This is a genomic window from Duncaniella freteri, assembly GCF_004766125.1.
In the GTDB taxonomy this organism is placed as follows: domain Bacteria; phylum Bacteroidota; class Bacteroidia; order Bacteroidales; family Muribaculaceae; genus Duncaniella; species Duncaniella freteri.
Map to the genome: position 1 here is coordinate 219,149 of NZ_SJSA01000001.1, position 24,792 is coordinate 243,940.

General features: G+C 45.7%; 21 protein-coding genes, 2 tRNA genes and 1 pseudogene. 13 read left to right on the forward strand and 11 right to left on the reverse strand.

Annotated features, from left to right (window positions below; genetic code table 11):
* Positions 1-22 precede the first annotated feature (22 nt).
* Genes EZ315_RS01100 through EZ315_RS01115 form a run of 4 tightly spaced genes read left to right on the forward strand, consistent with a single transcriptional unit; the run spans position 23 to position 4,967 of the window.
* On the forward strand, positions 23-211 hold the full coding sequence (locus EZ315_RS01100; protein ID WP_135469888.1) for a hypothetical protein: 189 nt from the start codon (positions 23-25) through the stop codon (positions 209-211).
* Entirely contained in the window at positions 186-2,123 is a 1,938-nt protein-coding gene (dxs, locus tag EZ315_RS01105; protein WP_135469889.1) for a 1-deoxy-D-xylulose-5-phosphate synthase, read from the forward strand. Before EZ315_RS01100 ends, dxs begins: the two co-directional genes overlap by 26 nt.
* On the forward strand, positions 2,120-3,454 hold the full coding sequence (gene trkA, locus EZ315_RS01110; protein WP_135469891.1) for a Trk system potassium transporter TrkA: 1,335 nt from the start codon (positions 2,120-2,122) through the stop codon (positions 3,452-3,454). Before dxs ends, trkA begins: the two co-directional genes overlap by 4 nt.
* Positions 3,455-3,470: 16 nt before the next feature.
* Positions 3,471-4,967 carry a TrkH family potassium uptake protein gene (locus EZ315_RS01115; protein ID WP_135469893.1) on the forward strand — a complete coding sequence of 499 codons (1,497 nt, stop codon included), beginning with the start codon at positions 3,471-3,473 and terminating at the stop codon, positions 4,965-4,967.
* A 3-nt stretch (positions 4,968-4,970) separates the two neighbouring features.
* Here EZ315_RS01115 and EZ315_RS01120 read toward each other — a convergent pair whose 3' ends face one another.
* The 3 genes from EZ315_RS01120 to EZ315_RS01130 all read right to left on the reverse strand — a co-directional run bounded on the left by EZ315_RS01120 (position 4,971) and on the right by EZ315_RS01130 (position 9,736).
* The gene (locus EZ315_RS01120) at positions 4,971-5,546 is read right to left on the reverse strand and encodes an NUDIX hydrolase (RefSeq protein WP_242452461.1); all 576 of its coding nucleotides are present in this window, start codon (positions 5,544-5,546) and stop codon (positions 4,971-4,973) included.
* Between the two features lie 14 nt (positions 5,547-5,560).
* Entirely contained in the window at positions 5,561-7,708 is a 2,148-nt protein-coding gene (gene recQ / locus EZ315_RS01125) for a DNA helicase RecQ (protein WP_135469895.1), read from the reverse strand.
* An 87-nt stretch (positions 7,709-7,795) separates the two neighbouring features.
* Positions 7,796-9,736 carry a DUF349 domain-containing protein gene (locus EZ315_RS01130; protein WP_135469897.1) on the reverse strand — a complete coding sequence of 647 codons (1,941 nt, stop codon included), beginning with the start codon at positions 9,734-9,736 and terminating at the stop codon, positions 7,796-7,798.
* Positions 9,737-9,940: 204 nt separating this feature from the next.
* Here EZ315_RS01130 and EZ315_RS01135 point away from each other — a divergent pair, with 204 nt between their 5' ends.
* Complete coding sequence (locus tag EZ315_RS01135; RefSeq protein WP_135469899.1) at positions 9,941-11,062, forward strand: ISAs1 family transposase; 1,122 nt, start codon at positions 9,941-9,943, stop codon at positions 11,060-11,062.
* An 87-nt stretch (positions 11,063-11,149) separates the two neighbouring features.
* Positions 11,150-11,231 (forward strand) — tRNA-Leu (locus EZ315_RS01140).
* Positions 11,232-11,271: 40 nt separating this feature from the next.
* Here the strand turns inward: EZ315_RS01140 and EZ315_RS01145 are convergent.
* Positions 11,272-11,508, reverse strand: a complete 237-nt coding sequence (locus EZ315_RS01145; RefSeq protein WP_135469901.1) for a hypothetical protein — start codon at positions 11,506-11,508, stop codon at positions 11,272-11,274.
* Positions 11,509-11,572: 64 nt separating this feature from the next.
* Between EZ315_RS01145 and EZ315_RS01150 the strand changes: the two genes are divergently transcribed.
* A complete protein-coding gene (locus EZ315_RS01150; RefSeq protein ID WP_135469902.1) occupies positions 11,573-11,836 on the forward strand; it encodes a hypothetical protein in 264 nt (87 codons plus the stop codon).
* Positions 11,837-12,059: 223 nt separating this feature from the next.
* Positions 12,060-12,722: a hypothetical protein gene (locus EZ315_RS01155; protein ID WP_135469904.1), complete on the forward strand. Its 663-nt coding sequence runs from the start codon at positions 12,060-12,062 to the stop codon at positions 12,720-12,722.
* Between the two features lie 21 nt (positions 12,723-12,743).
* Here the strand turns inward: EZ315_RS01155 and EZ315_RS01160 are convergent, their stop codons facing one another.
* Both EZ315_RS01160 and EZ315_RS16265 read right to left on the reverse strand, forming a co-directional pair.
* Positions 12,744-13,211, reverse strand: a complete 468-nt coding sequence (locus EZ315_RS01160; RefSeq protein ID WP_135469906.1) for a response regulator transcription factor — start codon at positions 13,209-13,211, stop codon at positions 12,744-12,746.
* Between the two features lie 36 nt (positions 13,212-13,247).
* Entirely contained in the window at positions 13,248-13,628 is a 381-nt protein-coding gene (locus EZ315_RS16265) for a glycosyltransferase family protein (protein WP_170957419.1), read from the reverse strand.
* A gap of 31 nt (positions 13,629-13,659) precedes the next feature.
* On the opposite strand from EZ315_RS16265, the gene EZ315_RS16270 reads away from it, so the two are divergent.
* The 3 genes and pseudogenes from EZ315_RS16270 to EZ315_RS16955 form a co-directional block, all read left to right on the forward strand.
* Positions 13,660-13,863 carry a DUF4374 domain-containing protein gene (locus tag EZ315_RS16270; RefSeq protein WP_170957420.1) on the forward strand — a complete coding sequence of 68 codons (204 nt, stop codon included), beginning with the start codon at positions 13,660-13,662 and terminating at the stop codon, positions 13,861-13,863.
* Between the two features lie 7 nt (positions 13,864-13,870).
* The gene (locus tag EZ315_RS16950; RefSeq protein WP_302105042.1) at positions 13,871-14,257 is read left to right on the forward strand and encodes a PepSY domain-containing protein; all 387 of its coding nucleotides are present in this window, start codon (positions 13,871-13,873) and stop codon (positions 14,255-14,257) included.
* Positions 14,221-14,589 (forward strand): annotated as a pseudogene (locus tag EZ315_RS16955) (PepSY domain-containing protein); the annotation flags it as partial. The gene EZ315_RS16950 and the pseudogene EZ315_RS16955, both read left to right, overlap by 37 nt.
* A gap of 71 nt (positions 14,590-14,660) precedes the next feature.
* Here the strand turns inward: EZ315_RS16955 and EZ315_RS01175 are convergent.
* The 5 genes from EZ315_RS01175 to EZ315_RS01195 form a co-directional block, all read right to left on the reverse strand.
* Positions 14,661-20,360 (reverse strand): alpha-2-macroglobulin family protein, encoded by a 5,700-nt coding sequence (locus EZ315_RS01175; RefSeq protein WP_135469910.1) that lies wholly within the window; start codon positions 20,358-20,360, stop codon positions 14,661-14,663.
* Positions 20,361-20,489: 129 nt separating this feature from the next.
* Complete coding sequence (locus EZ315_RS01180) at positions 20,490-20,963, reverse strand: hypothetical protein (RefSeq protein WP_135469912.1); 474 nt, start codon at positions 20,961-20,963, stop codon at positions 20,490-20,492.
* 20 nt (positions 20,964-20,983) lie between these two features.
* The gene (locus EZ315_RS01185; RefSeq protein ID WP_135469913.1) at positions 20,984-21,436 is read right to left on the reverse strand and encodes a hypothetical protein; all 453 of its coding nucleotides are present in this window, start codon (positions 21,434-21,436) and stop codon (positions 20,984-20,986) included.
* A gap of 49 nt (positions 21,437-21,485) precedes the next feature.
* Positions 21,486-22,046, reverse strand: coding sequence for an RNA polymerase sigma factor (locus EZ315_RS01190; protein ID WP_135469915.1), 561 nt, complete (start codon positions 22,044-22,046; stop codon positions 21,486-21,488).
* Positions 22,047-22,228: 182 nt separating this feature from the next.
* Positions 22,229-22,301: transfer RNA gene (locus EZ315_RS01195), tRNA-Glu, on the reverse strand.
* A 388-nt stretch (positions 22,302-22,689) separates the two neighbouring features.
* Here EZ315_RS01195 and EZ315_RS01200 point away from each other — a divergent pair.
* On the forward strand, positions 22,690-23,580 hold the full coding sequence (locus EZ315_RS01200; protein WP_135469917.1) for an META domain-containing protein: 891 nt from the start codon (positions 22,690-22,692) through the stop codon (positions 23,578-23,580).
* A 20-nt stretch (positions 23,581-23,600) separates the two neighbouring features.
* The gene (locus EZ315_RS01205) at positions 23,601-24,791 is read left to right on the forward strand and encodes a M24 family metallopeptidase (protein WP_135469919.1); all 1,191 of its coding nucleotides are present in this window, start codon (positions 23,601-23,603) and stop codon (positions 24,789-24,791) included.
* The last annotated feature ends 1 nt before the right edge of the window (position 24,792 follow it).

Consider the following 24,792-nt stretch of genomic DNA (forward strand, 5'->3'; position numbering starts at 1 on the left):
GATTCTTCCAATATAAAACAAAATGTCCACACAACATAAAATCCGCTTCATATTCCTTGCTGCCCTATGGCTGTTGCTTTGCTATATGGTGATAGCGTCACAGCCTTTCACTCTGTGGGTGCTCTTCGTAATAGTGGCATCAGGTACAGTCGTGTGGGCACCATTGTATAAGAAATATATTAAGAATGGAAAAGGAAAAGACGAACGTTGACGCCACCACCCCACTGCTCGACACAATCGACTCCCCTGCGGATCTGCGCAAGCTGCCTGCCGAAAGGCTACCACAGGTGTGCGCCGAGTTACGCTCGTTCCTCATAAATTCACTCTCTTCTCACCCTGGGCATTTTGCCTCATCAATGGGAGCTGTGGAACTGACCGTGGCTCTCCATTACGTGTTCAACACCCCTTATGACCGGATCGTATGGGATGTCGGACACCAAGCTTATTGCCATAAGCTCCTGACAGGACGCAGAGATGCATTCAGCACCAACCGCACACTCGGCGGACTGTCAGGCTTCCCCTCTCCCAAAGAAAGTGAGTATGACACATTCACAGCAGGTCATGCCTCCAACTCAATATCAGCAGGGCTCGGCATGGCAGTCGCAGCATCTGTACACAAGGATGAGCCTCACCGCAATGTCGTTGCCGTGATAGGTGATGCCTCAATAAGCGGCGGACTGGCATTCGAAGGGCTCAACAACGCAGCCAATTCCAATTCCGATCTGCTTATAATCCTCAACGATAATGACATGTCGATTGACAGGAATGTAGGCTCACTCAACTCATACCTGGCGCATCTCACATCATCGAAAGGATATAACGACCTGCGCTACAGCCTGGCAGGTATCCTAAGGAAATACAATCTTATAACAGACATCGGCAAAGGCCGCATCACGCGTTTCAACAATAGCCTCAAGTCGCTTATCAACCATGAGCAAAACATATTCGAGGGACTGAACATACGTTATTTCGGACCGTTTGACGGCAACGATGTCGCCACTGTGGTGAAAGTGCTAAACGACATCAAGGACTTCAAGGGGCCCAGAATTCTTCATCTGCGCACCACAAAGGGTAAAGGATTTCTGCCTGCTGAAAAGGACCCTGCCACATGGCACGCTCCAGGGATATTCGACCCCGCCACCGGAGAACGCCCCCAGGAGTCGCCTGAAAAACCGCCCAAATATCAGGACATCTTCGGCTCAACTCTGGTCGAGATCGCCGACTCGCATCCTGAAGTGGTAGGCATCACAGCCGCTATGCCATCAGGAACATCAATGAACAAACTGGCTGAAAAATATCCTGAAAGAACATTCGATGTTGGTATCTCTGAGGGACATGCAGTGACATTCTCAGGCGGACTCGCCAAAGATGGCATGAAGCCGTTTGTCGCCATCTATAGCTCATTCCTGCAACGTGCTTACAGCCATATAATCCATGATGTGGCAATAGAAGGATTGCCTGTGACATTCTGTATCGACCGTGCTGGACTCGTTGGTGAGGACGGACCTACCCACCATGGAGTCTTTGACCTCGCATATCTTCGCTCAATACCTGGCATGACAATAGCTGCGCCGCGCAACGGTGATGAGCTGCGCAGACTGATGCACACATCACTAACCCTCGACGGACCTATAGCAATCCGATATCCGAGAGGAAGAGCGAAAAACAAACTCTCAGGCACAATCGAACACGTAACCATAGGCAAAGGGGTGAGAATAAAAGACGGCAATGACCTTGCAATCCTCACTATCGGAACGGTAGCCGATGACACAACCGATGCTATCAAGCAAGCCGAACACGATACAGGAAAGAGCATCGCCCACTACGACATGCGTTTCGTCAAACCTCTTGACTCAGATATACTCACCGAAGTAGCCCGCAAGAGATGCCCTATCATAACAATTGAGGACGGCACAGTCAACGGAGGCATGGGATCAGCCGTACTCGAATGGCTCGCCGACTATTTTAATTCCTCAGAACGCGAAGAGACAGCTATGCCACGCCTTATACGCATGGGTGTACCAGACCGTTTCATATCGCAAGGCACACCTGACCAACTGCACCACCTGTGCGGATTCGATGCCGAAGGTATCTACAAAACCATTAAGAGCATCCTTAAATGAAAATAATCATCGCCGGCTGCGGAGAGGTGGGCTCACATCTTGCCAAACTCCTTTCGCGTGAGGAACAGGACATAACTGTAGTGGACGAGGACAGCACTAAACTTGCGATACTCGATTCCAACTATAATCTGCTCACAGTGCAGGGTCGCCCCACATCATTCAAGACACTTCGACAGGCAGGTGTGGAAGGATGCGACCTGTTCATAGCCGTTACTCCATTCGAGACACGCAATATCGTGGCATGTGCCATAGCCCGAAGCCTTGGTGCAGAAAAGACTGTGGCACGAGTGGATAATTTTGAGTTCAAAGATCCCGATAACCGGAATTTCTTCGCATCTATCGGCACCGATGACCTTATATATCCGGAATATCTTGCCGCACTTGAGATTATCACAGCTCTAAAGCACAACTGGGTTAGACACTGGTTTGAACTTCACGACGGCGAACTGATACTTGTCGGAGTGAAGCTTCGCGACGGTGCCCCGCTGATAGGCAAGCTACTCAAGGACCTGGGACGTACCATACACGATTTCCATGTAGCAGCAATAAAACGCAACCATGAGACCATCATCCCTCGCGGTGACGACAAACTGCTATCCAATGATATAGTATACTTCATGACTACCCGTGAGCACGTCGACAATCTCATACCCTTATGTGGCAAGATCGAACGACGAATACATGACGTAATCATAATGGGAGGCAGTCGCATAGCACGTCAGCTATGCCAGATGGCAGGCGACAAATTCAATTTCAAGATACTTGATCCTGACCGCGAAAAATGCCTCAAACTGTCGGAGCAATGCCATAATGCCTTGGTGATAAACGCCGACGCCCGCGACACAGATGTCCTGAGCGATGCAGGAATCACTGATGCCGATGCATTCATAGCCATCTCGGACAGCAGCGAGTCCAATATCCTCACCTGTCTGGCAGCCAAGGAGTTCGGAGTAAAAAAAACCATTGCTGAAGTTGAGAATCTACAGTTCATATCCGAGGCTGAGGGCTTGAATATTGGTACTGTAGTCAATAAAAAGCTTCTGGCTTCATCACGAATATTCCAGATGCTTCTCGACCGAGACACATCCACATCAAAGTGTCTCGCCCTTGCAGATGCCGAAGTTGCGGAAATTGTAGCCAAAGAAGGCTCAAAAATCACTCGCGCACCCATCAAGGACCTGCGCCTGTCGAGCTATATGACAATTGCCGGACTCATACGCGACGGCAAAGGTCAGCTCGTGAGCGGAAACACCACCATTCAAGCCGGCGACCGTGTAGTAGTCTTTACACTCGACGGTGTAATCCACAAAGTAGAGAAACTCTTCTCATAATCAACCTGAAAATCCCATGGGTCGTCGCGTCCGGCAGCTTAATCAGTATTTTACTACAATCAACTTCCCGGTGTTGCTCCGCATCATCGGGCTTCTCCTCATAATAGAATCAGTGTTTCTACTGATACCACTCACTACATGTCTGATATACGGAGAAAATGACTGGAGATGTTTTCTGATAGCATTCGGCGTGACAGCCATTACAGGAGGGGCTATGGCTTTCACCATACATCCTTCCACACCATCAATGGGCAAACGTGAAGGCTTCCTTCTCACAGCATTGGTGTGGGTGTTCTTTTCCGCATTTGGAATGCTCCCTTTCATGTTTATGGAAAATCAGCCATTGAGCGTGTCTGACGCATTCTTCGAGGCTATGTCGGGATTCACCACCACAGGAGCCACAATCATGAAGTCCATATCCCACTTGAGCCACGGAGCTGTCATATGGCGATCAGTCATGCAATGGATCGGAGGCATGGGAATCATACTCTTCACTTTGGCAGTGATACCAATGCTCAACCACTCTGGAGGAATGCAGATGTTCAATGCCGAGGTCACGGGCATCACTCACGACAAACTTCGCCCACGTATATCCCAGACAGCCAAAAGCCTGTGGCTTATATATATAACACTGACAGTCATTCTTTTTATTCTTCTTATAATCGGTCCGATGGAGGGGTTTGATGCCCTGTGCTATTCATTCTCCATCATGTCAACAGGAGGTTTTGCAACTTCTGATGAGGGGCTCGGTCTATGGAAGAGCGATTATATCGAAGTGGTTGCAACATTCTTCATGTTTATAGGAGGCGTAAGTTTCTCATTGATATACCGAGCCGTGCACAGAGATTTCCGCACAGTATGGGGCAATGACGTATTTCGCACTTATCTTGGGGTCATAGCTGCCTGCTATGTGATATTCGCCCTGTCAATATGGTATAACGGTCAGATAACCTCCTGGAAGTCCATAACACTTGACCCTCTGTTCCAGATAGTCTCAATGATTTCCTCTACAGGCTTCGAGGTGCCTGAATTCGGCACATGGGGCACATTCGTACTATCCATAGTTTTCCTGCTAATGTTTTTCGGAGCCTGCGCAGGCTCCACGAGCGGAGGTGCGAAACTCGACCGTCTCATATATATGCTCCAGAATTGCCGTAACGAAGTAGAAAGGTGCATACATCCAAACAACATACTTACTGTCAGGGTTAACGGTAAGGTGATACCTCACGAGACGGTGTCGAAAGTAATCGCATTCCTGTGCCTTTACGTGCTCATAATCCTCATCGGGGGCATAATTCTTACAGCAATGGGATTGCCGCTCATCGATGCGTTCTTTTCAGCTTTCACATGCATAAGCAACACAGGGCTGAGTGCGGGAGTGACAGGCTACGGCAGCACATTCTCAATCATTCCGGATGCAGGAAAGTGGGTGCTTGCTATTATAATGCTAATAGGTCGACTCGAACTATTCACCGTACTGCTCCTGTTCACCCCTACTTTCTGGAAGAAATAGACATCATATACCGGATTTCATCATAGCAAAGTGCTTCCACAATGGTGCAGCCATAAGCGACTGCCTGATATCGTCGGTAACAAGCATTTCACGCACTTCATCCTCACTCAAAAGACATACGGTTATATCCTCGGTATTATCGAGGTGCTGAGAATCAACCGGGACAACATTTCGGGCCGTGTAACAATACGTCAGATTATTCTGACTGCCAGGATTGGCAGAAATCACCATTGAGAGTTCCCATTCTCCACCTCCGAAACCTGTCTCCTCAAGAAGTTCTCGCCTGGCACCATCCAAAGGGTCCTCATTCTCCTCGACCACACCTGCACACAACTCCGTAGCGACAACTCCGAGACCGTGACGATATTGTTTCACCATCACATATTTTCCTTCAGGAGTTATGGCTATGACATTAATCCACTTCGGATATTCTATCACATAATATTCCGGATGGACAGTGCCATTCGGCAATTCTACAGTGTCGCGACGCACTGTAAGCCACGGTCGACGCGACAGATACTCAGTATCAATCACACGCCACTTCATGGAGTCATCAGCAGGATTGTCAGTATATTTCATTTCTATCTTTTATTTTAAGAATTACCTTTCTTTCTAAGAAGAAAATCACTGATTGCCACAGCTACACGCGGCAATCCAACAGGCATTTCATCTGCGAGGAGAACATAGAAATCGTCAGGATGTTTTTTGGCGACATCCATCACGCGCAGATACTGTTCACGAGTGATAATGGAAGAAAAATCCGATAGCTTATCGTTATTGATCAGCTCGGAGAGATGACTATATACAGTCTGGGGCTTGATACCTTTAGCTTCGGCAATAGCGTTTACATCATATCCGGCATTAAGAAGCAGAAGAGTCTCTTCCTGTGACATCCCTGCACCAAGATTCTCATTGATACCCTTGAATTTACGTATCGCGGTCACAAATGGCTTCCAGTATTTTACGGTCTTACGTTCACCTACACCCTCAACTCTTGAGAATTCCTCCATGTCAAGAGGCTCAGTACGCACCATTTCAAGTAATGCCTTATCAGAAAATATAATATAGGGGGGCACCTGCTCTTTCTTGGCAAGCTTCTCACGTACATCCTTAAGAAGTTCGAGCAGACGTTCGGCTGGTGACAGCTGTATGTTTTCAGACTCAGCCACAACCTTACGGCGTGAGCTACGACGCTCTATCGGAATGTATTTGGCCAAGATTACCGGTCCTCGGCTATCAAGAATTCTGCAACCGTAAGCAGTAATTTTCAAATGATTGTTCTCATTGTAGGCAATGTCTATCAGCCCGAGCTGGATCATCTGAGAAATATATGCATTCCATTCGCCGAAACTAAGATCACGCCCTGCCCCATATGTCTTTATTTTATCATATCCCCTCTGTATCAGCTCCTGACGCGTGGCTCCACGCAATATATCTATAAGCATTGTGATACCAGCCGAACCGTTGATGCGGACTATGGCACTCAATGCCTTTAGCACAATCACTGTGCCGTCTATTCGTTCAGGAGGGTTGAGACACACGTCACAGTTACCGCAGTCATGGTCGACAGTCTCATTGAAATAGCTGAGCAGAATGCGACGGCGGCATAATGATGCCTCAGCATACTCCTTCATTCTGGTAAGCTTCTCGGCATTGAGAGCCTGCTGACCGCTTTCATCCACAAAACTCTGTAGAGTAGCTATGTCAGCATATGAATAGAACATTACTGTTTCAGCCTTTGCGCCATCACGTCCAGCACGCCCTATCTCCTGATAATAGCTCTCGATATTGCGAGGCATATTGTTGTGGACCACCCATCTGATATTGCTCTTATCGATTCCCATACCGAAAGCAACTGTGGCACACACCACCTGAACCTCTCCGTTGATAAACCTGTCCTGAGCCTGATTGCGCTCTGTCACCGAGAGCCCTGCATGATATACCACCGAACGGTATCCACGCCCTGACAATTGCTTATCCATCTCCTCAGCACTTTTACGGCTAAGACAATACACTATGCCTGAATCACTTCGATATCGGTCGATCATCGAACATATATAATTGACTCGTTGTGTCTTACCCGGATTGGTCATGACTCGCAGCGATATATTGGGACGGTCGAACGAACCGATGAAGAGTTGCGGATTGTCAAGCCTAAGCTGGAGTGCGATATCATCACGCGTCAACCTGTCGGCTGTAGCTGTGAGAGCCATGACAGGCACATGAGGATACAGGGCTTTGATACGCGACAACTGCGTGTACCCAGGACGAAAATCATGCCCCCATTGCGATATGCAGTGAGCCTCGTCTATAGCAAAAAGCGAAATTTTGAGATCGCGCGACCAACGGTCAATCTCCAGAAGCAACCTCTCCGGAGAGATATAAAGGATGCGTACTCGTCCACTGAAAAGCTGTTCCAGTATGTCTCGATTCTCCTCCTCTGTCTGCATGGAGTTCACCGCAGCAGCCGGAATGCCGTTGGAGGTCAGAGCTGTCACTTGATCCTTCATCAAAGCTATGAGCGGTGACACCACTATCACCACCCCATCGCTCAGAAGAGCCGGCATCTGGTAACATATGGACTTGCCGCCACCTGTAGGCATCAACACCACAGAGTCGCGCCTCGCCATTGCTGTAGTGATGATCTCAAGCTGTAGCGGACGGAATGTGCTGTAGCCATAGAAACGGCTTAACATAGCCTTGGCTCGCTGAGCAATATCTATAGTCGCATTATTTGTCATTTATATTTCAGTGACAAAGACAGGGGAACAGGATTATATCTCCTGTTCTCCTGTCCTGATTATAACATTTATCCTTCTGAAAAAGGATTAAAGTTTGCTGTCTATGGCCTTTATCTTAGTCTCAAGTTCGGCAAGATCATCCTTCAGACGCTGCATCCTACGCTGCATGTCACGCAACATTGAATCAGCATTTTTAGAACGGGCTGAAAGGAATCCCATATTATTCTCGTATGTGTTCAGTTCGCCGCGACGCTGCTCGTATACGCGCAACAGGCGTTCACGCTCACGATACAGACGGTTGGTATCGCCACCTATTTCGGAAAGGGTGCTTTCGAACGATTCCATTCTGGAACCACGACGAGCATTATCCCATTTTGAATAAATCCTGTTTACCACAGCTCGATACGCGTCATATATGGCATCCTTCTCTGCAAAAGGCACATGTCCGACACTCTGCCACTCTGATTGCAGATCTTTGAGAGTCTTGATAGCCACCTCTCTTTCAGGGGCATCGGCATCCAATGCCTTAAGCTTCTCTATTATCTCCTGCTTCTGCTCCAGATTGGCTCGCTCGTTGCGGCGGGTACCTGATGTATTCTTCTTTTTCTGTTCAAAGAAATAATCACAAGCAGCAAGAAAACGGTGCCATACCTGATCGGAATATTTCTTGGCTACAGCACCGATAGTTTTCCATTCTTTCTGCATGCGTGAGAGTTCATCGGCAGTCGCACGCCAGTCGGTGCTGTCCTTTAAAGCTTCAGCACGTTCACACAAAGCGATCTTGCGATCAAGATTAGATGCCAGGACATCTTTCATCTGCTTGAAGAACTCAGCCTTGGCAGCAAAAAACTTGTCACATATGGAACGGAAACGGGCAAACAGTTCAGCATTGGCTTTACGAGACGCAAAACCGAGCTTTTTCCAATCAGCCTGAGCCTCCATAAACTCCTTGGTCATATTGTCCCATGCGGCATATGTGCCGAGTGATGAGAAATCGAGAGCCTCAACACGCTCACAAATAGCGATCTTAGCCTCTTCATTTTCACGCTCCTTGGCTTTGCGCTCAACAAAGAAATCCTGATAACGCTTATTGATACTGGTGGAAAGCTCCTTGAACTTGCCCCAGATCTCCTCTCGAACATCTTTTGGCACCGGACCGATAGCACGCCACTGGTCATGAAGCTCCTGGAGCTTCTTGAAAGCCACTATCACATCTTCCTCTGCCTGAAGTTTCTCGGCTTCAGCCACAAGAGCTTCCTTATCAGCAAGATTCTTCTTGAAATCATAATCACGAAGTTCTTTATTGATCTTAAGCTGATCATAGAACTTCTCCACAGCATCCTGATAGTTTTTCCATATCTCACTGGAATACTGCTGGGGCACCTCCCCTATCTCCTTAAACTGCGCCTGTAGATCACGCACTTCAGAGAACACTCGGTTGACATTATCAGCGTCGGCACTCATCTCCACAAGCTTGGCGATAATTGCCTGCTTGCGTTCATAATTGGCTTGCTGCTCTGCCTCGACGGCTGCTCTCTGTGCCGCTTTCTTATCCCTTATTACTCCGAGAAGATCTTTAAAAGTATCTTCCACAGGATCGGGAGTCGGCACAAATGCCTCGGAAGTGTTACCTTCAACCGAAAGGAACTCCTCTCGCTCGGCACGTAATTCTTCATTACGCAAAGAGTAGAATTGCTGCTTCAGACGCGAAATCTCCTCTGCGGAAATCTCATTGGCTTCAAGCACTGACAGACGGCGCACCTCATCCAGAATTTCATCTTTCGTAAGAATCCTGTGGCGAGGATGCTCTTCCGCCTCATTTGCAGCTACATCTGACTCATCCGATTGAGCTGCCATCGGTGCCTCCATTGTCTCTTCCGAAACAGGTGCGGCAGCCACTGACGGCTCGGTCATTTCTACTACTTCAGCCACTTCTGCATTCGCGGTTTCTGCCGCGGATATGGGCTCTTGATTCATGGTGGTATCCTTTGCCTCTTCAGGCTTCAGGATGGGGTCATTCAGTTCCATAATTGGGAGATAGGATAATGTGATGATCTATTCAGACTGCTAATTTATAAACAAATTTTTATAAATCCTCACAAAATCGCACAAAAATTGCCAAAACACCCCAAAACATGATTTATAACATAAATTTTAGCCACGGCAGACGCATCTTAAATAAACTTAACGGCTGTTTACCAATATAAATAGGCATACAGCCGTTAATCTTATATGACAAATCCTAACTCACCCATAGATTTCTTTTCATCCATCAGCGATCCTCGTGTGGAGCGCACACAGAAACACAGCCTTGACTCCATCCTGTTCATATCGCTTTGCGCAGTCATCTGCGGAGCGGAGGGCTGGAATGAAATCGAGGACTATGGTAATGCCAAGATTGATTGGCTTGAGAAGTTCCTGCACCTTCCCAACGGCATACCCTCGCACGATACGTTCAACCGAGTAATCAGTATGTTAGACCCAAAAGAATTGAACGGTTCCTTTGTGGCATGGACGAAAAGCATTGCCGAACTGACCGACGGGGAAGTTGTCGCCATTGACGGCAAATGTATGCGCGGGAGCAGCGATGACGGCTCCGGGACATACACCCATCTTGTCAGCGCATGGGCTTCGGCGAACAACCTGTTGCTCGCGCAGGAAAAGGTCGCCGGAAAGAGCAACGAGATTACTGCGATACCCCGGCTGCTGCGCATCCTGGAGTTGAAAAACTGCATAGTCACAATCGATGCCATGGGCTGTCAGAGAGAGATTGCCAAGACAATAATCGAGCGCGGAGCCGACTATATCCTTGCCCTGAAAGGGAATCAGCCCGAAATGCTTGACCGTGTCAGCCGTTCTTTCACATATATTAAGCCGTCATCTGAGCATACGATGGACGGGAAGGCTCATGGGCGGGAAGAAACAAGGGCCTGTTCGGTCATAACCAATCTCGACAACATCATCGACAGGGACAGATGGCCCGGTCTTAAAAGCATCGTGAGAATAGAATCCCGTACCCGGGATGTCAAGTCTGGACAAATCCACAAGGAGACCAGATATTACCTGTCGAGCCTTGAGGCTGACGCTCAATATATTAATCATTCTATCAGGACACACTGGAGCGTGGAGAATCAACTGCATTGGACATTGGACGTCGCTTTTGGAGATGATGCCTCGCGTAAGCAAAAGGATAATGCAGCTCAAAATTTCTCTCTGCTCAACCGTATCGGACTGAACATAATCAAGAACGCCAAGGTGTCATCAATGGGTGTCAAAGGACATAGGAAGAAAGCCGGTTGGGATAACGACTACTTACTTTATGCCTTAAAAAGTTTTGATGTTGTAAAAAATTAAGATGCGTCAGCCCTGAAATTTTAGCTCTATACACTTGCAAAATTCAACCATTAGCATTAACTTTGCAGCACCAAAACGAAATGATCTGCGCATGTGGCGTAATTGGTAGCCGCGTTAGACTTAGGATCTAATGACTCAGGTCGTGGGGGTTCGAGTCCCTTCATGCGCACAAAACACCCTATGCAACTCAATGAGTTGCATAGGGTTTATTATTTCCACAAAGCACACACGAAGCACTTTTGGAGGTTATTGAAAGAATTTGATACAGAATCGATGCCTGTACATAGGGCGGCAAAGTTAATAATATTCTTCTTTAGCCCAATAGAGATATCAACGGTCTCTTTCATGACTTTGCGTAGTGCTTCTGCATCAACGGTCAGCTTTTTTAAACCATCGGCCCCATCGGCAATTTTAAAGGATATGGATATAATGCTATTTGAAGCCATATTATTTGGGGGTATTAAATAATATTCGTATATTGCGCAACTGAATAATTAAAGCCCTTTTCGTATGAGTAGTGATGCTTTTGAACTCCTTGTTTTCTTCTTTATGTGTATCTGGATGATCAGCACGATTTATGAGCAGATAAAAACGGGCATTAACGATTACCATAAATCAAAAGAAAAGATAGAAAAACGGAATAATGAGCTTGCCAGACAACGAGAGATGGAGAAAAGAAAGATTTTAGAGGAGCTCCGTGCTAAGGATTTGTATCGAAAGTTATATCGTCAAATCGGCATTGACCCTGATACAGACAGCAGTCCCAATAAATGATTGTTTTATTGACCGCTTTTTAGTCTCTTATCAAGACTCTCAAATCTCTCTTCTTTCCTGTGCGGTGAGTTGTGGGGCATTATTTCGGATCACAGGCTTTTTATTATCCCACGGCAACGGCAACAATGGGCTCAGTAGAAGAGTGCATTAAAATAAATGGGTTTAATATAAGCAAAGAGGGATTAAATAGGATCCTAACTAAATAACAACTACGACGTTTCATATGGGAAAGAAAATTATTTTTACAGCACTGTTTGCTTTAACTACAATCTTAGCACAAGCACAACAAATCAAAGTTGAGTATGAAAATAAAATCAGTTCATTACCCGAACTTATACAACAATACTTTGAAATGCAAAAGGTACAACATTCACGTTTAATGATAAAAGGGAATTTCAATGGAAAGAGAGCAAAAATAGGGAAAGTCATTTGTGACAAGGGGTCTTTTATAGAACGTGAAATGCTTGCAGACTATGTTCATTTTATACTTGTCGACAGTATTGAAACTTTAGATTTTATGGCAATCCCTTACGGAAAGGACAGCATACGTATTTCTTGTTTCTATCCATCCAATTACAACCGTGTCATTTTCAATGATACAGTACGCATAGATAACATGAAAATTCTATTGGAAACATTTACTTCAGGTGATGGTCCTGATATTCCTATAATCGCTTACTCTATGGGTATCCCAATCAAAGATGGCACTTGGTATTGCGGTCTGCGTGATTCGGGTGTGGAACCTCGGAAATGGCATGAAAAATATGGCATAGACGGATATATTTTTTATACAATAAGACTTGAAGAAGACACACCTCCTGACAATAAAATGCCTATTTACATCAAAATAGCAAAGCAAGACGCTCATGCGATACATCAACAATAATGCATGATCACAAACAGTGTTCTAATCCATATTTTTAATATCCTCCATGTTTACAATCCTGTGCAATATGGCATATATCACCAAAGCAGCCGTAGAATGTATGTTCAATTTGTAACTGAGGTTCTTCCTGTAAGTAGTAATGGTGTGAAACGACAGGCATAATCTATCGGCAATCTCCTTATTAGATAATCCGTATGCCACAAGGCGTATTATGTCTTTTTCCCGCTCGCTCAAGGACTCCTCCCTATGATCAGTTGAAGATATCTCCGCATGAGAGGTGTCGCCACCGCAATTAATTTTCGAAGAGCGGACCCTTCGTTCAAGATCCTCTACTGCCGGCACCAAAAGTCGATTCTCTATCTCACAATGCGATATAAGGTCCTCTCCACAGGATATGATATTGAACAGTGCCTGATTAAGATCACGTGTATTGGGCAAACAATAATGCTGTAGAAATATATCCTTGAGTTCGTTCAGCTTTGATGCCATGCTATTATGCTTGGTCGCAAAATCACTGATTCTGAATTAAGGATTTAACTCTCCCTTCAACAATCCGTCAATATAAGTAAACACAAATTCATCCTCAAACTGCATATGGTTCCTTACCTCTACCATATAGCTGTCAAAAAACTTTAATACAAGCAGTGCTACATCATTTGAATTATGTGAATGAACACCCTTTATCAGAATGTCCTTTATTGCAGGCAACATATAATCCAGAATATAGGAATGTGCCTCCTTAAGATAGCTCACCAATGTCGGCAAATGAATTGAGAAACCATTGTACTTACGATTGCTTATGATATTTGACACAGCAAGAAATGTAGAGCAATCCACATTGTTGTCCGAACATATGTCATCTATGGTTTTGCAGCCAAATCCGAAAGGGATTTTAAAACGGTTCAAAACCAATAGCAATTGGGGATTGTCCTCTACAATGTCGCTAACACGGTCCGTTGCACTGTATCTTATAGGCAAAACAGTATATGCAAAAAATGGGAATGTATATATACCTATAAACATCACTGACGGAACACTGGCAATATACAAAATAAACACTGCTACAGCACAAGCAGTAAAAGGGCTCACCATCGATGCTACCGACATAACCGGATTCGGCTACATGCAACCGACAAAATAGACCAGCCATGAAATTATTTCACAATATACACCTTTGGCTTTCGGTCCCATTTGGATTAATAATCACTCTGATATGTTTCTCAGGAGCAATGCTCATATTCGAACCTGAGATTACGCGTAACATTAAAAGCGACATCTACTATGTCAGTTCATCCAAAGGAGACCCAGTCCCTATGGAGAAACTTATGGAAACTGTAAAAGCGACATTGCCTGATTCGGTTTCAATAAGGTATGTGGCGTTGAATATACTCCACGCAACTCAGCAGGCAAAGCAAAAGAGGCTCATGCAGAGCAGCGTAATAAAGACCAGCATACAACTAAAAAGAATTCCGGCGAAAATCGCGAATACAGTCCCTCGGAATTCGGCTGTTGGCAGCAGGTGTATAATGATTTGAAGGCACAAAACCCTTCTTCTCTACAAATAACCGTAGGCCAGGGAACAGCAAGTGTCACACTTTGTACCAACGGAAATATCAGGGCAACCGACAGTTATGATTTCAACCGTAATTCCGGAGAAATAACTCCGGGGAAAAAGTATGCCGACTCAGCCCAGGCAGACAAGCTACGCGGCTGGATATACTCAATCCATACCGGTAGTCTCGGAGGCACCATCACACGTGTGTTATGGCTCCTTGGAGCATTGCTTGGCGCAAGCCTACCCCTGACAGGTTACTATATCTGGATAAGACGTCTATACAAGAGAAAAATGCATATGAGCAATATATGACCATATAAAAACACCAATGGCTGGCTGCAATCACAGACCTGCCATTGGTGTTTCTTCACAAGGTTAGAATTCTATTTCACCTCAATGCTATCCCCGGATGAATGAGCTGAGTACTGCGGTGCATATTCACTCTGTACCGTCGCAATACCAGAAATATATGTCCCGGCATTATTGACCCACATATCATAAGAGAGCAGATACGTTCCCTTCGGCAGATGATCTATGAATATTCTTGTCGAAGCATCACGATTCTCTCGATAAAAGCGTATGCCATCTGAATACATCGGGGCCGGGAGCTGTTCTACAGGCTCGAAACATGCCGGGCGGTCATCAACAATAGCTACATAATCCATATCACGATCCGCTTTCAGCAGCAATCTCACTGTGACACGGTCTCCGATAGTGAATGAATCGGCATTCTTTACGGCCTGTCTGCCGAAATTACCGTCTCCTGACTGATCGACAGCCACCAACAACTCTTTGGCAACACTCAGTTCAGGGCAATCCTGAGCCTTGACAGATGTCATATCATCAACATATTGACAGAACACGGCTCCCCACGATGGAGTATCGCCCTTTTTAGTTATAGAAAGGCTCTTCCCTGATGACTTATCGACTCGAAGATCCATCTCATACTCACCGGTCAAACGCTCCACCCTGTCAGGACGCAGCTCACTGCCACCAACTCTTACAACAGAGCCCGATGCAGGAACAATCCATTTGCTGGATGTAGTGAGTATGGCGGAGACTGCCTCCGTTGCTGCAACAGATGAACCCCAGTTCTGAGCACCTTTCTGAAGAATTAGCCACTGACGCAACAAGTCGATATCATCACATCCGGGCTCTATCATCGCGAAAGTCTCCAGGATGAGGGATGTAATCCCGATATTGTTCATCGAACCGTACCAAACATTATCATCAAGCGACGGGAACCACATGCCATTTTCCGGTGTAGTTTTTGCAAACTGACGCATAGATGCAATCAACTCCTTTGACACACTTCTATAGTCATGGCTGTAAAGGACTTGGGCCTCAATAGCTTTACATGCCAACGGCTCATCCTTCCAGGAATTAAGTATACGCTGTGTGACAGAATCGACTATCCGTCCGTCAGCTGCTCCGATATTCATCTTTGCAAACATATCATGAAGATGCACGTAGCGAGTGTAAACACCATCGGGATATTTACGGAATTCCTTCAATGTCTCGGATGTGTCCCAATCCAATGCTGCGGAAATCATTTTTCTAAGCCCGCTGTCCTCCGGAAGGAATCCGAGACGCACAAGGCGACCCATCATCCACAGCACTTCATTGGTGGCCCATCTGGACGGCTCACTATACTGTGCACACCAACTCCATCCGCCACTTTTGTGTGACAGTTTGGCAAGCAGAGATATATTTGCATCAATAGTCTTTTCAACAGTCTTTTTATCGAAAAGCAATGCCAGGCGAGACATACGCTCAGTGTCATTACGCGCATCAAGCATCCATGGCGACGCATTCAGAAGTACTATTTTCAACTTCTCATTGCGCTCAAGCATCGAAGTGAGAATCTCTGCCGACTTGTCACTCTCGTTCCATTCCTTCAATGCGGCAGCTATCTCAGGATTGTCGCGCAACAATCCTGAAGCGACCGCTGCTGAAAAAATGCTGCGTGCGGCATCAGGTGCCGACGTTGCATCTTTCTGCAACAATCCAGGAAGAGCTGTCACAACATACCATACAGGATTCTCACAGAACTTTAATGTCACACGGCTGTCAGCCGGAATTTTCGGCAACTTCATCGAGAACTCGCTCTGCTCAGGAGCCACATAGAATGGATAAGTCTCGATCACAGGTGTCACGGACGGGAGCACCGGTATAAGCACCTGCTCACCGTCAGCGCGAGTCTCGGTTGACGACTTGATCCTGTAACCCCAAAGGGGCATATCCGACGGAACTGACAGCATCCCAGTCTCCACCACCTTACTTCCATTGGGAGCGATAGTATCCAACTGATTAAAACTATACATGACCTCGCCGTCGGATGGGTTAAATATTTCAACTACAGTCTCAACTCTCTGCTCCTCATCGGTCGCATTCATTACCGAAGCCTTTACAGCCACACGGTCGCCAGTACGCAGGAATCGTGGAAGATTGGGCTGTACCATGATCTCCTTGGACGCTAAAATATCCCTTGAGAATGTAGCCGAAAGAAGTGAATCTGTGAATGCAACAGCACGGAACCCCCATGTTGTGTTTGCATTGGGAACTGTAAATTTCAATGCAAGTTTTCCGTCTTTGCCAGTGACAAGCGATGGTCTGAAAAATGCAAGTGACACATCTGATTCCCTATATGAGAATGACTCCTTCTCGCTTACAGTCACTTCTTCACTATGCTCTCTTACGGCACCGACCTCATCATAACCCATTCCGCTGTCAGCTTTCTTCTGTGCTATTGACGGAGCGGCATAATCGTAATCCTTCGCGGACTCGACACTCTGCTCATCAATAACATTCAGTTCTCTTACGACAACACCACTTAACGATCCGGTCAATGCTCGTGACATTTTCATTCCACGCAAACGGATGTTACGGAAAGAAACTCCATAAGTATTAAATTCCGGATCTACAAAGTCAGGGCATTTCAGATTGACCTGAGATGTGGGTAATGAATAATAGAAATCAGATGTGCCACGCAATGACGATACGTTCCAATCAAATGATTTCTGCCATCCCTTATTGGCATTGAAACTCCAGTCAGATTTAGAAAGTGCATCAAGAGCTGTGTTATACATATCGACAATTACCGCAGCCTCCCTACCGTTGCCATTGAGATCGGTAACACTGAATGTCCATGTCTCCTCCCCACCTGGCACAGTACGGTCACGGAAAGTCTCGGCAACAATCTTCAAACCTTTCATGCTGCCGGTACGTTTCACTTCTACATTCCTGTTCTCCTGGTGGTAATCTCCAGTAGCCATAACTGTCAAAGTAGCCTCATCAATATCGGCAGGCAGGTCCACAGATATACGATTGAAACCTTTATGGGCCTTTTCCCATCGCTGAGATATCACACGACCGGAAGACCACAACGTGGCAAGCACATGAGTGTCACAATTCACAGCATACAGCCAATAGGAATCAGCCGTACCATTGACACTAATTTCTTCATCAGGAGACCATATCAAAGCATCGGGATAAGGGGTGCCAGCTGAATCAGAGTCATAAAGCACCACTTCATTGACCACAGAATCAGCATTCTCATGGGTGAACACCACCTTATACACACCCTGATCACATCCTTTGACACTCAATAATCCTTTACCTTTTATCGAAGATGAGGCAACAACCGTGGAATCACTTCCTACGAGCTTCACATTTACGGATTCCATAACCACAGAGTCCTCATAATTCACAAGTCGGACATCCACAGGCAACGTGTCTGTTTCAGACATATCAATGTCAGCAGGCATTGCAACCTTAATGAGATAACGCTCTCCTCGTGAAAAAGACACGCTTCCAGTCTGTGATTCCCCAGTCGACGACAATGCTGTCACAGAAACTGTGTAATATCCGTTTTCAAGAGGGGATGTAGCAAAAATATCATCGGTGAACACTACCTCATAACTGCCATTGGCATCCGTTCTGACAGTTGTGGAATAAACATCATATTCCCTTGACATGTACCACCATCGCGGACGCTGAGCAACCTTCAATGCCACTGTCACTTCCGCATCAGCAAGTGGAAATCCGGAATAGGTCTCCACATTGCCTCGTATCGTCACATCTCCTGATTCCGGAACACCGCGTTCAATCTTTGGTGCAACAACACGGAACGTAGGCAACTTATAGTCAGAGACCTCAAAATTAACGGTATTGAACTGGTCGTCAATTGCAATACGGTATCTTCCTGTGAGCCCGGATGTCGGTAGAGTGAATTTCCCACAAGCTCGTCCGAACCTGTCGGTATCACACTTTAAAGTATCCACCGCCACAGAGTTTGCATCATAGAGCACAGCTGACACGCTCTTGCCGGAGTATGGACGGTTAAGCCCACCTTTGTACTCATAACATATTGCAACCCATTCCACTGTATCACCTTGATGATAAAGCGGCAAGGAAGAATACCCTCTTGACGCCATCACCCATTTGTCAGGCCTGTCATAATTAAAATTATATATATACAATGGGAGCGCATATCTGTCAGCTCCATTTATAGCTGTCAGAACTCCGGAAACATCCTTGACACTGAGAGCTCCATCGGCTCCGGTAGCACCCAGCCGTTCTGTATTTCCGTTTTTACCATATCGGGATTTATTTATATTGATTATGACATCACCCAACGGAGCTCCATCACCTGCATTTACTGCCCATACCGTCCGATCGAGAAACGTCGATGAGCTGAGTGCGACATTGGTAACATGAATCTTTTGGAAATTACTGTTTTTAGGAGTGATGCCATTAACTACCGGCACTGCAATATAATTTCCAGGCCGCGAGAAAGTATATCTGACTTTCCTGTCATCACGGAACGGTACGCGATTGCCTGTAGCATCCACCGGAATAGATGCTATCTTTCTGCCGGTACCCAGCTTATAGTCATCACGCCACACAGGAGCAGAAGAGACATCGTAAATATCCACCGTCATCTTTTCCACGTTGAACAGACTTACCCCTATCTCCATATCTTTTCCTGGGGCAGCAACCTGTGGAGAATGTATCTCCACACGCTTCTGAGTCATTTGATTGAGCTTTTGCCTAAGACAGTTCTTACGCCAATATCCAGGACATGCCTTAATAAACGATCTAATGACATCATACATCTCACGATCGTTATTGTCACCATAACCTGGCACTGCCAACAATATATCACCAGCATATTCTGTTGTCGGCTTTCCGTCGGCATTCAGATACGAATCATAAAGCTCCATATAGAGCGATTGGCTCAATCTGTCGTAAGGATTGTTGTTCTCGTCCACAATGTTGGACCGCAGAAACTGAAGACGCTCAAGCCTTGTGTTTACATCGGTGGCAGACCCGCGCTTTGTATCGCTTAGTACTGACGCATATATCGCAAGAATCTTTTCGCCACGCGGATCTCGCTTAAGTGAAGGCAGAGTCAACTTATTCAATGAATTTGCCGAAGCTCGTGCCATCCAAAGAGGGAAAAAGTGTTGGTTGGCACTCCAGCTCTTAAAAATAGAAACAGCTTGACAAGCTATAAAATCATACAATGTCGGATAATATATCTCAGTCTGGCGGTCCTGTGTTATCACAGTCCTATATTCACGCAAGGGCACAGCGCGCAATGACGTACTGTCAGAAAGAGCAACATCGATCAAGGACTCGATCTTATGACGGAACTGTTCACCGCTCCATTCGTTATAGTCGGCAGGAAGAGGCTCCATCGGTGAATTTCGACGATCATACCTCCAGCTATCCATCGTATACACATTATTGTAAATGTAAGCCTCAATCATCGAAAGCATACCTGTGAGCACCGGATCATTGCTGACTGTCATAACAGAATCGATCTTTTTGATTCCGTCAGGAAGACTCCCGCTACCTATCGCATTTTCGGCGAGGGCATAATCAAGCAGAGATCTAATTATAGCCTCATTGTCTCCGTCACGCATAGCGACAGAGAGAGAGTTACTCGACTGCTGTATCACAGTCTTTGGAAACGCAAAGTCAGGAGTCTTGACTTTGCTTGAAGAAGCCTGTCCCATCATATTCTGAGCTGTCAAAAGCACAACAATCGATAAAAATACACGAATCAGCCTTAGCATATGATTATAATTACATTACGTGAAACTACTATTACAACAAACGGAAATAAAAAAAGGCGACAAAAGATATAATATTAATTGGTAATCTTTTGTCGCTTTCTATATTCTTCGAATCTTTTATGATGATTATTATTTACGGCATTTCCGATTTTTTTGCCGCTCTTGATGTTTTTTCATCAGTTCCTTGGAGAAATCCCTCTCCGCTTTCTTAAGCTTTATCAATTGTTTGGATGTGAGAATGCTTTTGAAGTCCTTGAAATATTTCATTTCAATGGCACCTTCCTTGCCTTTTAACTCAAACTGGGCCTCTGCCGCCTTCTCACGTTCCAGATCAGAGGCCTTTTCACCTTTTCTTCTAACCTGTCGTTCCAATTGCATAGCCTGTTCAGCCGCAACCCTCACCTCTGCTTCCATACGATTATACACCGGCAAGAATTTCGCTTTCTGCTCATCGGTCAGCTGAAGCTTACGAGCGATATATTCATTCTTGACCTGCTGCATCTCTTTCATCCATGAATCACGTTCACGTTGAGTGGGCTTCTGCGCCAAAAGGGCTATGGGCAAAAGCAGGAATGCGATAATAATCAGAATATATTTTTTCATAGCTGTTGTATGTGTGGATATTATATTTCGGTCAATGAGCTATCCCCGTCAACGTATTCACTACTTTCATGATACTCATAAGCAGCAGGGATATAACCGGTCTCATAGAGATCCTCCATGAGCTGATACTCGCTCATATCGCCATGGGTGATCACATAATCATTAAAGAAATAGTCATTCCCGACGGCAGCAGTTATGACAGGATTATTGTCAAGGTTGAGACCTCGGGTATCAGGGCGCATCATGTCAAACATCTTCATCATGCACCATACCCCCATAAACATAGCCGCAAGATAAACATACGGACGCACCTTTTGCCAGATGCTCCTGGACATAACACGAGTCTCGACAGTATCCTTCTCCCAATCCATAGGAGGAAGCGAAGCTGCCATACGCGTCGCGAAATCGTCGAAATACCCGTCAGGAACGGTCATGCCGTCATTGCGGTTCACTTTTTCGAGTATATCTTTCATTGTCGGTTCACTTTTATTTATATGTTTGACTGATGGGACGCTTAAAGGTTTAGTCCAAGTCTGAGAAAAATTGTTCTATTTTTTTAACGGCAAGATGATAGGACGCTTTCAAGGCTCCTACCGAGGTGCCGAGAATCTCGGACATCTGTTCATATTTCATGTCGTCATAATAACGCATATTGAATACCAGACGTTGCTTTTCAGGTAATGCAGCAATAGCTTCACGAAGCTGCCGTGCCAATTCATCACCATCGATATCCGTATCAGCTTCAATAAGATGCACTATATGCGACTCCTCGTCGTCCAGTGTCAATCCGAGACGCTTACGCTCCTTTTCCAGATAGGTTATGCTCTCATTTATGGCTATCTTGTAAAGCCATGTCGACAGTTTGGCATCTCCACGGAAATTCTCAATGTTCTGCCACGCCTTAAGGAAGGTGTTCTGCAACAAGTCATTGGCATCATCATGGCTCTGCACCATGCGACGTATCTGACGGTAGAGGGGTTCGGTGTAGAGCTTAATCATGTCGCCAAAGGCGGCACGACAGCTCTTATTGTCCCTAAGCCGCGCCACAAGTGATGTATCGTCAAGTTGATTTTCCTTTGCCATATTGAGTTAATCGGATTAACAATGACAAATTTAGACATTATCTTTCTGAAACACTTAAAATTCCTGCAAAATAAATGTTAATTCAATAAACAATCGGAAGATGCATCTTTCAAAAAATATCCGATCAAAATAGATATAAAAAAGAAAGCCCGACTCTCCATAGAGTCAGGCTTTCAGGCATGTAGCGAATCCGGGATTCGAACCCGAGTTTCCGCCGTGAGAGGGCGGCGTGCTAGGCCTCTACACTAAATCGCCATTCAGTGGCATCCCTTTCAGAACTTCGTTTCGACCATCGTTCCTTGGTTTTGCGATGCAAAGTTATAACGTTTTTTTCAACCCTGCAAGAGAATGAACCATATTTAACATATTTTTAACACTTATCTACCTTAAAACATATTCCCACATATATTATAAGCAGCAAACATGCTAGACAATACAATATATTCAACCAATTATATATACTTCACTAATATCACATATAACAATAATTATATTTAAGCCACAAATAAAATTTCTTCTTTAACGCATTTTTCCGTAATTTTGCGTCCGAATTAAGATTAAACGTTCGCACAAACCATCCGTCTAAACGTTATACTCTTAAAAATATCTCATATAATATCAATTCAAATAATTTTAAGAAAAAATGAGAATCAACACATTCATATCAGCAATCGCAATTATGGCTCTTACAACCGGTTGCAGCATTCTCCGCAACAACCAAAGCAAAACACCTCCGACTACTGCCTCATCTACAGCTACTAATACTACTGCCACAACCCAGACATCCAAGACTGAAACTCCGGCTCTTGATGATATCATTGACAATATGAAAGGGGAATGGTCAATCGTTGAGGTCAATGGCACCAAAGTTACAGTGAACGGTGAGAACCATCCTAAAATCACTCTCAATCCAGCAGAATCACGAACTGGAGTAATGGAGGTTATCGGATTTAATGGATGCAACTATCTGAATGGCATGTGGAACATCAAAGAAAACAAGATAACACCTTCTGGTGAATTCATCTCAACGCTCAAAGCTTGTCCTGATGCCCCATATGAATTTGCGGTCAGCAAAGCTATAAATGAAGTAGCATCATACAAACTCACCGATGCATCCAACATGTCACTTCTGTCATCTGACGGCAGAGTAGTCATGAAGCTTCACAAACAAAACCTTGCATTCCTGAACGGTGCATGGAAAGTTACAGCCATCGAGGGAAAGGCAATCACTGCCAAAATAAAGATTGTGATTGATGTTGAAGAAAAGCGCGTTCACGGCAATGCAGGCTGCAACCTTATCAATGGAGAAATCATCGTCAACCTTGATAAAGGCAACGGCATTGAATTCAAGAATCTTGCCACTTCACGTATGATCTGTCCAGATATCGCTACCGAACAGGCATTCCTTCTCGCTCTGGAGAACGTGGACACTGCTGCTGAAGGCGAAACCCCCAATCAGGCTGTGCTTAAGGACAACGACGGAAAGACCATCCTGTCGCTCACTCGTCTTTCACCCGATGAAATAGCAGACTAACAGGTAACCCATACAACAAGATGGAGAACATCCAGAAGCATTCGATAATACTGTGGAGCAGAGATGAGTATCGACTGAGGCTCACAAGGATACGTGAACATATGTCAGCATCCTCTGTCGATGCCATTCTGCTTTCCGATAATGCCAATATATATTATCTGACAGGCAGAGTCTTTGCAGGATACGCCTACGTCACTCTGAAAGGTGAACCTATATACTTTGTGCGCCGACCTGTAGGACTAAGCGGCGATAGCGTGGTGTATATACGCAAACCTGAAGAGATAACAGGGTCCATCGGTATGGCTGCTCCACAATCCATAGGTATCGAACTGGATGTGCTGCCATATTCTTCCGTACAGCGTCTGGTGCCGTTATTCCCTGGTGCCGAATTAAAGAACGCATCATCAATAATGCGTAGCGTCCGTGCTGTAAAGCCGCCAATGGCACTACAGATGTTACGTGAATCAGGCGAACGTCACGCACGTGTGTACAGCCGTATTCCAGGACTGTTCCAAGAAGGGATGAGCGACTACGATCTTCAGGTTGAGATCGAGAACGTGAGCCGCCGTGAGGGATGCTTGGGTCAATTCCGCATCAGCGGCGACTCCATGGAGCTATATATGGGGAACACCATTGCAGGAAACAATGCCGACACCCCTTCCCCTTATGATTTTGCAATGGGGGGAGCAGGTATGGACCCATCCCTGCCGGTAGGAGCCAACGGTACACTCATAACTCCCGGCACGACCGTGATGGTTGACATGAACGGCAATTATAACGGTTACATGACCGATATGACCCGAGTGTTCGCTCTTGGCGACATCAGCCCTTTAGCACTCAAAGCTCATCAGTGCTCCATCGACATCCACCGTGCACTCTCCGAAATGATGCGCCCCGGCAACACAGCAAAGAGCCTTTGGGAAAAAGCCGAAGAGATTGTCGTGGCGGCCGACCTCAAACCATATTATATGGGGCACCGTCAGCATGCGGGATTCATCGGCCACGGCGTAGGCATTGAGATCAACGAGCTGCCGGTAATTGCCCCGCGAAGCCGAGACATCATCCAGGAGCATAACGTCATAGCTCTCGAACCTAAATTCGTGATTCCTAACGTGGGAGCCGTAGGCATAGAGAACACCTACATAGTACATGCCGATCATGCGGAATGCATAACCCTCGCTCCTGAAGAGATCATATATTTCGACAGATAGA